Here is a 12,745-nt window from a genome sequence, read left to right as displayed (position 1 = left end):
GTAAATGAGTATATTTATCTGGGATAGATAAGGTACGGCACGGATATTTTTCTGAAATATATTATATTTTCTTTAGACTAATTTTCATAGCAACTTTGTCAAGGACACTATTAATAAACTTATAACTATTTTCGGCACCGAAAGTTTTAGCTAGCTCGATAGCTTCATTAATAGCGACCTTATACGGTACATCTTGACATTTACTTAATTCAAATATTGCTATTCTTAATACAGCACGCTCTATATGGTTTAGTTCTTTCAACTTACGTGACAGATATGGAGCCATAATATTATCTATCTCTTTAGCATTTTTTGCAGTACCAGCATATATTTTTCTAAAATATTCCATACAACCTATAGATGAAGTGTTCCACTCAGTTAAAAATTGGTTTTCAATATCTAAAATATTATTATGCGATAATTGCCAAGAATAAAGCGCTTGTACTGCACATTCTCGAGCACGGCGACGAGAAGCTGATTTCATTCCAATTACCTTTTATTGCTTTTTAATAGCTTGCAATACGTTAATCATTTCAAGCGCAGTCATTGCTGCTTCGGCGCCCTTATTGCCCGCTTTAGTACCTGCACGCTCAATAGCCTGCTCAATACTATCAGTAGTTAGTACTCCAAATGAGATAGGTATAGTAGTACGTGCAGCAACTGCTGATATACCAGCACTGCATTCTCTGGCAATGAATTCAAAATGATTTGTACCACCACGTATAACTGTACCTAATGCTATAATAGCATCATAAGTTTTCATTAAAGATAAAGCACTAACTGCTAATGGCAATTCGTATGCTCCTGGGACCCAAATAACAGTAATATTGTCATTAGGAACTTGACCAATTCTTTTTAAAGCATCTACAGCACCAAAAAGTAGGCTGTCGTTTATGAAATGATTAAATCGCGCAATGGCAATTGCGATATGTGCATTTGGGGCTGTAATAATACCTTCAATAATTTTCATAGTGATCCTATTTTATAGAAATATACAATTAAAATAACTATTTTTTCTAGCAAGTAGCTAGAACTGCAAGTTTCTAAGCTATTGGGCATCCTTCTCTACTGGTGAGCGTCAAAAATATAGCTGAACCCAGCACAAATACCATACACGAGGATTCTATCCCTAAAAAAGATACTTTATTAATGCCTTATGTATTTGAGCACGTTTTTTTAAATAAATATTAGAAACTTTAATATGAATCCCCAAAAAATTAATAATAATAATGGTTATCTTATTTTGATGAAATAAGAGTTGTAGTAGCAATAAATAATAGCCTTGACAATAAAAAATTTATTAACTTAACTAAATGAGGTAAGTTAATAACTAAAGCTAGAAACCAACTTACCTTTTCTGTGATAAAATTCTACTATAAAGTCATCTAATTTATCCTCATCTAAAGCATGACGTATATTGGCCATTAAACGATGATAATAACGTAGATTATGAATAGTATTCAGACGAGCACCCAGCATTTCATGGCAACGATTAAGATGATGTAAGTATGCACGGCTATAATTATGACAGGTATAACAATCACATTCTACATCCAAAGGAGCCCGATCATGTTTATACATAGCATTACGGATTTTTAATATGCCATTAGTGACAAATAAATAACCGTTACGTGCATTACGGGTCGGAATGACACAGTCAAAAATATCGATACCGCGGCGAATACCTTCTACTAAATCCTCTGGTTTACCTACCCCCATTAAATAGCGAGGTTTGTTCACGGGAATTTGTAAGCATATATGTGCTATAATGCGATACATATCTTCTTTAGGTTCCCCTACTGCTAATCCCCCCACAGCATAACCATCAAAACCAATGTTTACCAAGTTTTCTACTGAGAGGTCTCTTAATTTTTCATAAATTCCGCCCTGAATAATACCAAATAGTGCGTTAGTATTTTTCAGTTCTTTAAAACGCTGATGGCTGCGAACTGCCCAGCGCAGAGATCTTTCCATCGATTGTTTTACATAACTACAATTGGATGGATAAGAAGTGCATTCGTCAAAAATCATGACGATGTCAGAATCTAAATCGTATTGTATTTCCATTGATTTTTCTGGATTAAGAAAAATAGCATTACCATTAATTGGATTACGAAAATACACTCCATCTTCAGTAATTTTCCGCAGCTTACTTAAGCTGAATACTTGAAAACCTCCAGAATCAGTCAATATAGGACTGTGCCAATTCATAAAATTGTGCAAATTATCGTGTAATTTTATAACTTCCTGACCAGGTTGTATCCACAAGTGAAATGTATTACTTAATATAATTTGGGCACCAATTTCTTTTAATTCTTCAGGTGTTATGCCCTTGATGGTACCGCACGTACCTACCGGCATAAATGCTGGAGTTTCTACTAATCCACGATCAAATATCAACCTGCCACGTCTCGCCTGGCCAATTGTTTTTAATAATTTATAATTCACAAATTATTCAACTATAGAAAAATATTCATAATTATTATATATAATATATTCTGATCAGATAATCTATCTGTATATCTTTCTTTCTTATATTTTTATATAAATCATTATATAAAAACTACGTGAATTTGTTTTCAATAATTAAAAAAATATAGAAATTTTATCCATTACGAGTTAATATGTACTTAATAGTAAAAGTATGAGTAATAAACATGACATCTCTGTGAAACAACTATACTTCTGTGTTATAGCTTCCAGATAAGCAGCCATAGTATGAAGATAATCAGCGAATGTTAATTATAACCTAAGTAGACTTCTGGAAATTGAGTGCGTCACTAATGCTAAAATTATATCTTAAATAAATTCAAAAATAAAAATATTAGTATTGCCAAAAAAGGTATTATTTTTTCCAATTAAGCAGCACTGAAAACATACAGTATAGTGCTTACTGCTAGTAGGTAATGGGAATACCTTTAGCGCATAAAGTAGTAAGTAATGTAATAATTTTTCAAAATAGAGACCAGCAATTAGCGCCGCTACGGCACCCAGATTTTTTCTGTGTCTTAATATATTTAGAGGTAGGAAAGTATAGGCAGCAGCACATCTCTATTTTTAAGTGTCTGGCACGTAAATACATAAATACTTGTTTCTCATTAATAATTTTTCTACTTCAATTTTTACGCCGCTGACTTTGCGACCCAATTCACGTGCGTGAATTATTTTAGTATTATTAAGTACCAATACCAAAATTTAATTTTTTAGTTATCTCAGTAGATGCGCGTACCTGTCTGTCAAAAGATACGACAATTATTACGTTTAGTTTTAGGATAACTAGCAATAAGATAGTAAATAAAAATTAAAATTAGTAACAAATATCACAGCTTAATTTTATAGATATGATAAATAGCTTTTTTACAATAAGTAACTAGCCTTAATTTCTTGTTACATTAAAATTATTAGCAGAAATATTCTCTAGATAATAGAAATTATCATCTTTATTTACGGTAATTTTTTATAAAAGATCCTCAAAAATACTAAATGATACTAATCATCTGATATAAAATAAGATATTTTAAATTTATTTAATTATAAAAATGTCGTTATACTATTTATGTTAAATTTAACTCTGTAAATATTCTTTGAGGATAAAAAATGATATTAGTTACTCTTCCAGCTCCAGATTTTACAGCATCTGCTGTACTAGGTAATGGTAAAATAATTAACAATTTTAATATGAAAGCTCAAACAAAAGGTAAGATGGCGGTTATTTTCTTTTGGCCAATGGATTTTACTTTTGTATGTCCATCTGAATTAATTGCTTTTGATAAAAGTTACGTAGATTTTCAAAAAAGAGAAGTAGAGATTATAGGCGTTTCTGTTGACTCGGAGTTTGTACACAATGCTTGGCGTCAAATGCCTATCGAAAAAGGCGGTATTGGACCAGTACAATATCCGATGGTTGCAGACATAAAAAGAGAAATCATCAAAGCTTATAATATTGAACATCCTAACATGGGTATAGCGTTACGCGGGTCATTTTTAATTGATAAAGAAGGTATCATACGTCATCAAGTCGTAAATGACTTACCGCTAGGTCGCAATATTGACGAAATGATACGTATGGTCGACGCTCTGCTTTATCATCTAAAAAATGGTAAAGTATGTCCAGCACAATGGTACCCAGGTCAAGAAGGTATGATACCTTCACCTGAAGGTATTTCTGCATATTTATCTAAGAACTTTAATAAGTTGTAATTAGGTTCTGCAGAAAACGTATGCACTGAATAAGGTTCCTCTACTCTAGATTGCTTGAGCGATAATTTTTATCTTCTTGTTATGCGCTGGTTGTTATTACCCCAGCGCATTCAGTAGCTGCAAGATGAAAATCTTCTTTAGTTAGAAATAAAAATATTTGGCAATCTATAAAAAAAATTTTTATTCCTGCTAAAAGTTATAAAAAATTATTTAGTAGTATCTTTAAGGTAAGAGAGACCATTACGAATAAATTTTCTATTAATATATTTATTTGTCTATGATGTGAGATCTATTATTAAGTAATAACCCAGAAACCCTTGTAATAATAGAATTTAACTTAATACTTAATAACTTTAGCAGTTAGCATTAGTGACAAAAAATTTATAATTATTAATTTAAGTAGTATTTTGAATGAATAATCAATAATGAGCCCAACATGATTTGGGCAGAGATAAAAATAATTTTAATTTTTTTATGACAGCATTAATCTGGATATTGTCACTCACATTTTTCTTAGAATTCCAATATTGATAGCTATTGTACCGATACTAACTATCTTAATTTTCACAACATATTTATCTAGCAGTGGGGGAGGTAATGGTAATTATTATTAATAATTGCTGTGCTAGCTGTCACTACATAAAACTGTGTACGCTTCTGTAGTTCAACAAAATTTCAACTAACTAGAATAAATATGTTAATAATTTAACATTATACCAAGTTGTTAGTATTTATTAAAAAAAATAATAATTTACACCGTTAATTTTTTTAGTATTCTTTTGCAAGTAATACAGCATCGCTATGTACTAGCAAAAAATATTTAGTATTTTTGGTTAGAATAAATATATGGGTAATATATTGCCAGATTTATTCTGGCAGTTTTTATGAGTGTGCTTGGCACGTAGTTTCTGAAATTTATAAATTATACATCTAAAATAGAAAGAATGGGGTACTATATCGACAGTTGCTATTATTGGGTGGATAGAGCTATGTTGTTAACAATGCTATAAATTATTACTAATATTAACAATTTTTTGGGATTTATATTTTTATAAATAATATTTATCATCATAACAATTATACTAGTTCCTGAACTTAAAAAGTTTTTATTTTCTAGTAGAAAACGTAATTACTGGTAAACAGCTACATGAAATGAGTGCCCAAAATCATTTCATTTATGAAACTTTATGGAAGAGAATTCAATTTATATAGAATGCGATAATTAATTATGTTGTATAAAAATATAGGTCTGCTATCTGTAGCCTTACTATTTATTTTATTTTCCACCAAAGATAATATTTATCATCAGATAAAAAATTTTAATCAAGCAAAATCAGTAGCTTTAAAAATTAACCGCGACGCTCCTGGTACCTTTTATTGTGGTTGTCCTATTCGCTGGTATGGAAAAAAAGGTACTCCAGATCTATCATCTTGTGGTTATCAAATACGTAAAAGTGAGCTACTAGCTAAACGTATTGAATGGGAGCATGTAATGCCAGCATGGGAATTTGGACACCAACGTCAATGCTGGCAAAAAGGTGGTCGTAAAAATTGCGCTAAAGATTTTACTTACAGAAAAATAGAAAACGACTTGCATAATCTTCAGCCAGTAATTGGTGAAGTTAACAACGATCGCTGTAACTATCAATATAATCAATGGTACAGTGGAAAAAGTAAATACGGAAGTTGCCAAATGAAAATAGATTTCAAAAACAAACAAGCAGAACCTCCGGATCGTGCCCGAGGTGTTATCGCCAGAACTTATTTTTATATGCGAGATAATTATCAAATTCGTCTTTCCAGAGCACAAACTAAGTTATTTGAAATCTGGAATCAGAATTATCCTGTAACTAAATGGGAATGTAAGCGCAATAAGCGTATTGCAGCAATTCAGGGTAACCATAATCCTTATATTCAGTTAGCTTGCAACCGAGATAAAAAATAATTGATACAATCAGATAGTTAAGTTAGTCTTTTATTAAAAAAACATTAACAGTTATGTTCTAAGATGCTAACATATAATTATAACCCAGATGATAACTAAAAATAACTCGAGAAACTACCAAAATTAATATATTTATATTTTTGTAAAAATTTAAATTTAGTGCTGACATTTAGGACAAAAAAAAGTACTCCTTTGCTTGTGCTTAATTGTTTGTATCAAAGTACCGCATACCTTGCATGGTTTATTATTTCTTCCATAAACCTGCAGTTCATGTATAAAATTTCCAGGATTGCCGTTAGACTGTAGAAAATTTTTTAAGGTAGTGCCACCATTATTAATGGAATGTAGTAGTAATTTCTTAATACTCTGAACTAATGTTTCTGCATCTTTTTCACTTAACGAACTAGCTGCACGTCCGGGTAAAATACCTGCCAGAAACAAAGATTCGCTAGCATAAATATTGCCTATACCAGCAACAATTTTATTATCTGTTAACCATGGTTTGATAGGAATACGTTTATTACGTGATTTTTCATAAAGCCAGTGATTATTAAACTGATCACTAAGTGGTTCGGGACCAATATGAACTAGCAAACGATTTGTTTGGAGATTATCACTCCATAACCAATAACCAAATCGCCGCGGATCAGTATAACGGATCATAAACCCATTATTAAGGATTATATCAATATGATCGTGCTTCTTAGGAAGCTGAGGGGAAAGCATTACTCTCAAACATCCAGACATACCAAGATGAATAATAATCCAGCCATCATTTAGCTCTAATAGCAAATATTTTGCCCTTCTTTGCACGCTAAGAACTGGTTGATTATTTATTAATATAATCTCTTTATCTACTGGCCAACGCAGTCGTGCATTATGAACTTCCACTCGGAGAATAATATTTCTAGTTAACCAAGGTTCAATTCCTCGGCGACAGGTTTCTACTTCAGGTAGTTCAGGCATTTCATACTTCTTACTACATTTTTATTTGTCATAGGCAAATTTTTTGTAAAATTAGTTATTTAATTTTAGCTTCTTTATAAATAACATGCTTACGTATTACTGGATCAAATTTTTTAAATTCTATTTTTTTAGATTTATTACGTTTATTCTTCGTAGTGGTATAAAAGTGACCAGTACCAGCAGAAGAAACTAATTTAATCTTTTCACAAACACTCTTCGCCATAGTTTATTTTTTACCTTGTTGTGTTGTCTTATTGCTGATATCAGCCCAAACGGCTTCTATACCTTTTTTATCGATTATACGTATACCTTTAGTAGATATACGCAATGTAACAAATATTTGTTTACTATCAACCCAAAAACGGTGATAATGCAGGTTAGGCAGAAAACGGCGTTTGGTTGCATTCATGGCATGGGAGCGGTTATTGCCGTTCATGGGAATTTTTCCTGTTACCTGGCATATTCTTGACATATCTATTCTCCAAAAGAAAATTATTGAGAAATGATCAAAAACTTATTTATTCTTTTTTTTGCGGATAAATAATATATCCGTTAGAATCTATTTTCTAAATAGATTCAAATTAGTTATAATTTTTATAGTTACATCATGCATACATCAAATTATTTATTTTTATATATTCCATGAAAAAAATATGTTTTTTTATTTCTGTAAATCTATTTCTAGTTTTGTATTTCAAATTTAATAAGATACAATTTGAAAATGTAATCGACGAAATATTAATAACATTATTTTTGAATATGACAATTGTAACTAACTAAAAATATAGCATGTTAAAATAATTTTCGTAAACAAAAAGAATACAGTAATAATATTTATAAAAACTTATAATGCTAATTTATTGGTATTAGCATAAATAATTATTGGTTATTTGGTGATACTTGTTACCGTAAAGAAACAAAATATCAGTAATAAGATTGTTTTTGATAAATATTAGGATCTCTAAATTTACAATCAAGTATATTGTTCCAAATTTTTACGTATGCTATTTACTATAATTTTATATTATGTGGAGAATCTTTCATACCGTACGTAACATGAGTAGTAATTATCTTTGAAGTAATTGTTGTTAATATCCATTATACTAATAACTATTATTTATTATGTCTGAATTCAAGAATTACTGATTGTTACTTTCAGATTTCTTATTTAAACCAAAGTGACGATAAGCATGAACAGTAGCAATTCTCCCGCGCGGGGTTCTTTGTATGAAACCCTGTTGAATTAAAAATGGCTCAAGTACGTATTCTATAGTCTCTCGCTCTTCACCTATCGCTGCAGCAAGATTATCTAACCCTACTGGTCCCCCAATAAATTTATCGATAACAGCCATTATCAACTTTCGATCCATTAAATCGAAACCGTTGGTATCAACATTTAGCATATTTAGAGCATTCACAGCTACATCATCAGTAATACAACCTACAGCCCGTACTTCTGCGAAGTCACGGACACGGCGCAGCAGTCTGTTAGCTATCCGTGGGGTACCACGAGATCGACAAGCTATTTCACGTGCTCCGTTTTTAGTAATACTTAACTTAAGACAATTGGCGCTTCTAGTTACTATCTGCTGCAAATCTCCTATCTTATAAAACTCTAAGCGTTGCAAAATACCAAATCTATCACGCAGCGGCGACGTAATTAAGCCAGCTCTAGTAGTAGCTCCTACTAAAGTAAACGGTGGTAGATTTACTTTTATAGAGCGAGCTGCTGGTCCTTCACCTATCATAATATCTAATTTATAATCTTCCATGGCCGGATATAGTATTTCCTCAATTACTGGTGACAGTCTATGGATTTCATCAATAAATAAAACATCATTTAGTTCAAGATTAGTCAACATAGCTGCTAAATCACCAGCTTTTTCTAGCACGGGACCTGAAGTGATTCGCAAATTAACTCCTAGCTCATTAGCAACAATATTTGCTAACGTAGTTTTACCCAAACCAGGAGGACCAAAAATTAGAACATGATCAAGTGCCTCGCCGCGTCTTTTAGCTGCCTGGATAAATATCTCCATTTGCTCACATACTTGAGGCTGGCCAATATATTCTTCTAGTTTTTTAGGACGTATATCGTGGTCGCTAACTTCATCTCCAGTTACAGCTACACTAGAAATTAGTCGAGCGTTATCTATCATTTTATACTACCCTCACAGCACTGAGCGCAGTGCATTACGAATAATCATTTCACAATCCGCGTCGTCACTTGCTACTTGACCTACCATCAAACTGGCTTCATGCGGTTTATAACCTAATGAAATAAGAGCAGCAACTGCTTCCCTTTTAGAATTATTCTTGTTATTCTCTTCGTTAAATATATATGGAATCTCGTCTCTGCTAGGAGATAAAAAAATATCCTTTGAGAGGTTTTTCAATCTATCTTTTATTTCTACTACTAATCTTTCGGCGGTTTTTTTACCTACTCCTGGCAATTTTACCAATGCATGAATTTCCCGACGTTCTACAGTGCTGATAAACTGCTGTGCTGACATTCCAGATAAAATAGCTAAAGCTAGCTTGGGTCCCACACCGTTTACTTTAATTAATTCGCGAAATAATACACGTTCATTTTTATAAATAAAACCAAATATCAGCTGTACATTTTCACGCATAACTAAATGTGTAAAAATAATTGCCTCTTTACCTATTTTAGGTAAAAGATAAAAACAGGTCATTGGCAATTGTACTTCATAACCTATACCATTAATTTCCAAAAGTACTTGTGGTGGCTGTTTTTCCAAAATAATGCCTCTGAGACGTCCAATCATCTCAAGGATCCTTTCTTCTTAGAAGAAGATATCTTCTCTTTTTTATATTTTAGAGAATTAAGTATATAATATTAAGCATAAAAAATAAATACGATTTTTAGCTAGATCGTCATCTTCTACTTAAAATATTCTGGTTAAAGTAGCAATGAGTAATAGCTATTGCTAATGCATCTGCAGAATCGGCTTGTATATGGTTGCTAGATGATAAATTTAATATGTTACGTACCATATGTTGTACTTGAATTTTTTCTGCGGAACCTCTTCCCACTACCGTCTTTTTCACTTGACTTGCTGTATATTCAAATACAGGTAAATCTCTATTGATTGCAGCTACTATTACTACACCACGTGCATGACCAAGCTTTAGTGCTGAATCAGCATTCTTGGCTATAAATACCTGCTCAACTGCTATGCAGTTAGGCTGAAACTGAGTTATAATATTATTGATACCGGCATATATAAGCTTCAAACGACCTGGAAAATCTTTTCCTTTGGTTTTAATATAACCACTACCTAAATAATTAAGTTTAGGCTCATTATTACTCACAATACCATAGCCGGTAATACGCGAACCAGGATCAATTCCTAAAATCACAGTCATATATATATTGATTGTTACCTATAAATAAAGTACGCGCTGTTTGGAAATCACTAACAGATAATGAATCAAAGAAATTTCTGAATGTTTCGTGTAAACATCAATTTATCCAGGAAATAAAAACACTAAAGTAAAAAGATATTACTACATTTTTAACGATACTGAATCTTCAGTGTTTAAATTATTTACGCTTCAAAAATGAACATACTTCTTATGCTGTACGAATATTCTTAGCACATTTAACTTTTACCGCAGTACTTTATCCACTACATGGTGGGTGGATCCCCTCATTTTATTTTTTTTATCCTTAAGCTTGTTAACTAACAGCTAGGTGCTTCGGTCATTAAATCAGCTGCAGTGGTAGTTTTGGGGAACGCGATCACATCACGAATATTATCTGTACCAGTCAAAAGCATTACTAATCGATCAAGACCTAAAGCTAAACCAGCATGCGGTGGGGTACCATATTTTAATGCATCTAGTAGAAAGCCGAATTTCTCATATTGCTCATGTTCACTCATACCTAAAATTTTAAATACATTCTTTTGCATAGCGCTACTATGGATACGAACGGAACCACCGCCAACTTCGTAACCGTTAATTACTAGGTCATAAGCATCAGCTAAAGCTTCTTTGGTACATATAGGAGTATTTAGATCAATATTTTTTGGTGCCGTGAATGGATGATGCATAGCGGTAAATTTACCGTTTGTATCTTCTTTAAACAAAGGAAAATCAACTATCCACACTGGCGCCCATCGATCAGTATCTGTAAGATGCAAATCTATGCCTAATTTAAGACGTAGTGCACCCAGAGAATTAGTTACTACATTTATCTGATCAGCGATAAAACAAATCATATCGCCATCAGTGGCACCTGTACGTGCTATTATCTGTTTAATGACCTGTTGCTCTAATAATTTTCCCCTGGGGCATACTACAACATTCTCTTTGTAAGAGATTATCTTAATCCATACCATCGATTTGGCGCCATAGGAGAGAATATATCTATTATATTCTTCTATCTGTTGGCTGCTTAATTGTGCACCTTTAGGTACGCGCAACGCTGTAACTCGGCACTTCTTATCATTAGCAGGAATTGAAAATATATTTAAATTCGTATATTTAATTAAATCATCCACGTCTATTAGTTCCATTGGATTACGTAGATCAGGCTTATCAGAACCAAATCTACGTATAGCATCTGCATAAGTAATTTGTGGAAAAACCAAAAGATTTATACCTATAATATTTCGCCATAAATAACGTACTAATTGTTCTATTACTTCTCGGACTTGTGTTGCGGTCATAAAAGACATTTCGACATCTATCTGAGTAAATTCAGGCTGACGATCAGCACGCAGATCCTCATCGCGAAAACATTTTACAATCTGATAGTAGCGATCGAATCCTGATATCATCAACAATTGTTTAAATAACTGTGGTGATTGCGGCAATGCATAGAATTTTCCTTTATGTAATCTGCTAGGAACTAAATAATCACGAGCTCCTTCTGGAGTAGCCTTAGTTAACATAGGAGTTTCAATATCAAGAAAACCTTTTTTTTCCATGAATTGATGTACAAAACTAGATATACGCGCTCTAGTTTTTAGGCGCTGTACCATAATATGGCGGCGTAAATCAAGATAGCGGAATTTAAAACGTTGTTCTTCACTATTATTTTTATTGTTATCTATTGGTAAAGATTCAGAACGATTAATAATTTTCAATTCAGTAGCCATTATTTCAACAGCGCCGGTGGCCATATCATTATTAACTTGGTTTTTAGGTCTTGCTTGTACAATTCCGGTAAGTTGTAAACAGAATTCATTTCTTAGCTCTGCAGCGAGAGCAAAAGTATCCTGCTTATTAGGATTAAAACAAACTTGCACTAAGCCTTCTCTGTCACGTATATCGATAAAAATTAAACTACCAAGATCGCGACGACGATTTACCCAACCACATAATGTTACTTTTTTACTAACATGTGATAGGTTCAGTTGTCCACAATATATAGTACGCATTTTAATATACCCTGAAAATTAAACTTCTAATATTTTAGATTAATTAAAAATCAACTGTGATTTATAAATAGTGATGGGTACTTTCTTTATATTTCTTGATAAGTTATGCTCATTATTTATAGAACCTTTCTATTATAAGAAAAATACTTATGTTAAATAACAAAAATTATTTTACATGAAAAATTAGCGTTTCTATTTAAAATAGAAACATGTTTTGTATTAT

General features: G+C 32.2%; 12 protein-coding genes. 2 read left to right on the top strand and 10 right to left on the bottom strand.

What is annotated here, in order from left to right; translation table 11 throughout:
- Positions 1–61: 61 nt before the first annotated feature.
- The 3 genes from nusB to tgt all read right to left on the bottom strand — a co-directional run bounded on the left by nusB (position 62) and on the right by tgt (position 2,448).
- Entirely contained in the window at positions 62–484 is a 423-nt protein-coding gene (gene nusB / locus A4A67_RS01045) for a transcription antitermination factor NusB (RefSeq protein ID WP_067569399.1), read from the bottom strand.
- A gap of 12 nt (positions 485–496) precedes the next feature.
- The gene (ribH, locus tag A4A67_RS01040; protein ID WP_067569397.1) at positions 497–970 is read right to left on the bottom strand and encodes a 6,7-dimethyl-8-ribityllumazine synthase; all 474 of its coding nucleotides are present in this window, start codon (positions 968–970) and stop codon (positions 497–499) included.
- A gap of 353 nt (positions 971–1,323) precedes the next feature.
- Complete coding sequence (tgt, locus tag A4A67_RS01035; protein ID WP_067569394.1) at positions 1,324–2,448, bottom strand: tRNA guanosine(34) transglycosylase Tgt; 1,125 nt, start codon at positions 2,446–2,448, stop codon at positions 1,324–1,326.
- 1,149 nt (positions 2,449–3,597) lie between these two features.
- Here tgt and A4A67_RS01030 point away from each other — a divergent pair.
- Both A4A67_RS01030 and endA read left to right on the top strand, forming a co-directional pair.
- A complete protein-coding gene (locus A4A67_RS01030) occupies positions 3,598–4,200 on the top strand; it encodes a peroxiredoxin C (protein ID WP_067569391.1) in 603 nt (200 codons plus the stop codon).
- A gap of 1,228 nt (positions 4,201–5,428) precedes the next feature.
- Entirely contained in the window at positions 5,429–6,145 is a 717-nt protein-coding gene (endA, locus tag A4A67_RS01025) for a deoxyribonuclease I (protein ID WP_067569388.1), read from the top strand.
- A gap of 156 nt (positions 6,146–6,301) precedes the next feature.
- On the opposite strand, the gene mutM is transcribed toward endA, so the two are convergent.
- The 7 genes from mutM to aspS form a co-directional block, all read right to left on the bottom strand.
- Positions 6,302–7,111 carry a bifunctional DNA-formamidopyrimidine glycosylase/DNA-(apurinic or apyrimidinic site) lyase gene (gene mutM / locus A4A67_RS01020; RefSeq protein WP_067569386.1) on the bottom strand — a complete coding sequence of 270 codons (810 nt, stop codon included), beginning with the start codon at positions 7,109–7,111 and terminating at the stop codon, positions 6,302–6,304.
- A gap of 55 nt (positions 7,112–7,166) precedes the next feature.
- Positions 7,167–7,334 carry a 50S ribosomal protein L33 gene (gene rpmG, locus A4A67_RS01015; protein WP_067569384.1) on the bottom strand — a complete coding sequence of 56 codons (168 nt, stop codon included), beginning with the start codon at positions 7,332–7,334 and terminating at the stop codon, positions 7,167–7,169.
- Positions 7,335–7,337: 3 nt separating this feature from the next.
- Entirely contained in the window at positions 7,338–7,583 is a 246-nt protein-coding gene (gene rpmB, locus A4A67_RS01010) for a 50S ribosomal protein L28 (RefSeq protein ID WP_067569382.1), read from the bottom strand.
- A 667-nt stretch (positions 7,584–8,250) separates the two neighbouring features.
- Positions 8,251–9,270 carry a Holliday junction branch migration DNA helicase RuvB gene (ruvB, locus tag A4A67_RS01005; protein ID WP_067569380.1) on the bottom strand — a complete coding sequence of 340 codons (1,020 nt, stop codon included), beginning with the start codon at positions 9,268–9,270 and terminating at the stop codon, positions 8,251–8,253.
- A gap of 12 nt (positions 9,271–9,282) precedes the next feature.
- Positions 9,283–9,900, bottom strand: a complete 618-nt coding sequence (gene ruvA / locus A4A67_RS01000; protein WP_067569378.1) for a Holliday junction branch migration protein RuvA — start codon at positions 9,898–9,900, stop codon at positions 9,283–9,285.
- A 109-nt stretch (positions 9,901–10,009) separates the two neighbouring features.
- On the bottom strand, positions 10,010–10,501 hold the full coding sequence (ruvC, locus tag A4A67_RS00995; protein WP_067569376.1) for a crossover junction endodeoxyribonuclease RuvC: 492 nt from the start codon (positions 10,499–10,501) through the stop codon (positions 10,010–10,012).
- Between the two features lie 317 nt (positions 10,502–10,818).
- Positions 10,819–12,522: an aspartate--tRNA ligase gene (gene aspS, locus A4A67_RS00990; protein ID WP_067569374.1), complete on the bottom strand. Its 1,704-nt coding sequence runs from the start codon at positions 12,520–12,522 to the stop codon at positions 10,819–10,821.
- Between the last annotated feature and the right edge of the window lie 223 nt (positions 12,523–12,745).

Source organism: Candidatus Mikella endobia, from assembly GCF_900048045.1.
GTDB lineage: Bacteria > Pseudomonadota > Gammaproteobacteria > Enterobacterales > Enterobacteriaceae > Mikella > Mikella endobia.
Note: the sequence above shows the minus strand (reverse complement) of the source record. Positions and strands in the feature narration are given on the sequence as shown.

Excerpts from the sequence above, each read along its gene's own strand:
- nusB (WP_067569399.1), bottom strand. The coding sequence starts at position 484 with ATGAAATCAGCTTCTCGTCGCCGTGCTCGAGAATGTGCAGTACAAGCG.
- ribH (WP_067569397.1), bottom strand. The coding sequence starts at position 970 with ATGAAAATTATTGAAGGTATTATTACAGCCCCAAATGCACATATCGCA.
- A4A67_RS01030 (WP_067569391.1), top strand. The coding sequence starts at position 3,598 with ATGATATTAGTTACTCTTCCAGCTCCAGATTTTACAGCATCTGCTGTA.
- endA (WP_067569388.1), top strand. The coding sequence starts at position 5,429 with ATGTTGTATAAAAATATAGGTCTGCTATCTGTAGCCTTACTATTTATT.
- mutM (WP_067569386.1), bottom strand. The coding sequence starts at position 7,111 with ATGCCTGAACTACCTGAAGTAGAAACCTGTCGCCGAGGAATTGAACCT.
- rpmG (WP_067569384.1), bottom strand. The coding sequence starts at position 7,334 with ATGGCGAAGAGTGTTTGTGAAAAGATTAAATTAGTTTCTTCTGCTGGT.
- rpmB (WP_067569382.1), bottom strand. The coding sequence starts at position 7,583 with ATGTCAAGAATATGCCAGGTAACAGGAAAAATTCCCATGAACGGCAAT.
- ruvB (WP_067569380.1), bottom strand. The coding sequence starts at position 9,270 with ATGATAGATAACGCTCGACTAATTTCTAGTGTAGCTGTAACTGGAGAT.
- ruvA (WP_067569378.1), bottom strand. The coding sequence starts at position 9,900 with ATGATTGGACGTCTCAGAGGCATTATTTTGGAAAAACAGCCACCACAA.
- ruvC (WP_067569376.1), bottom strand. The coding sequence starts at position 10,501 with ATGACTGTGATTTTAGGAATTGATCCTGGTTCGCGTATTACCGGCTAT.
- aspS (WP_067569374.1), bottom strand. The coding sequence starts at position 12,522 with ATGCGTACTATATATTGTGGACAACTGAACCTATCACATGTTAGTAAA.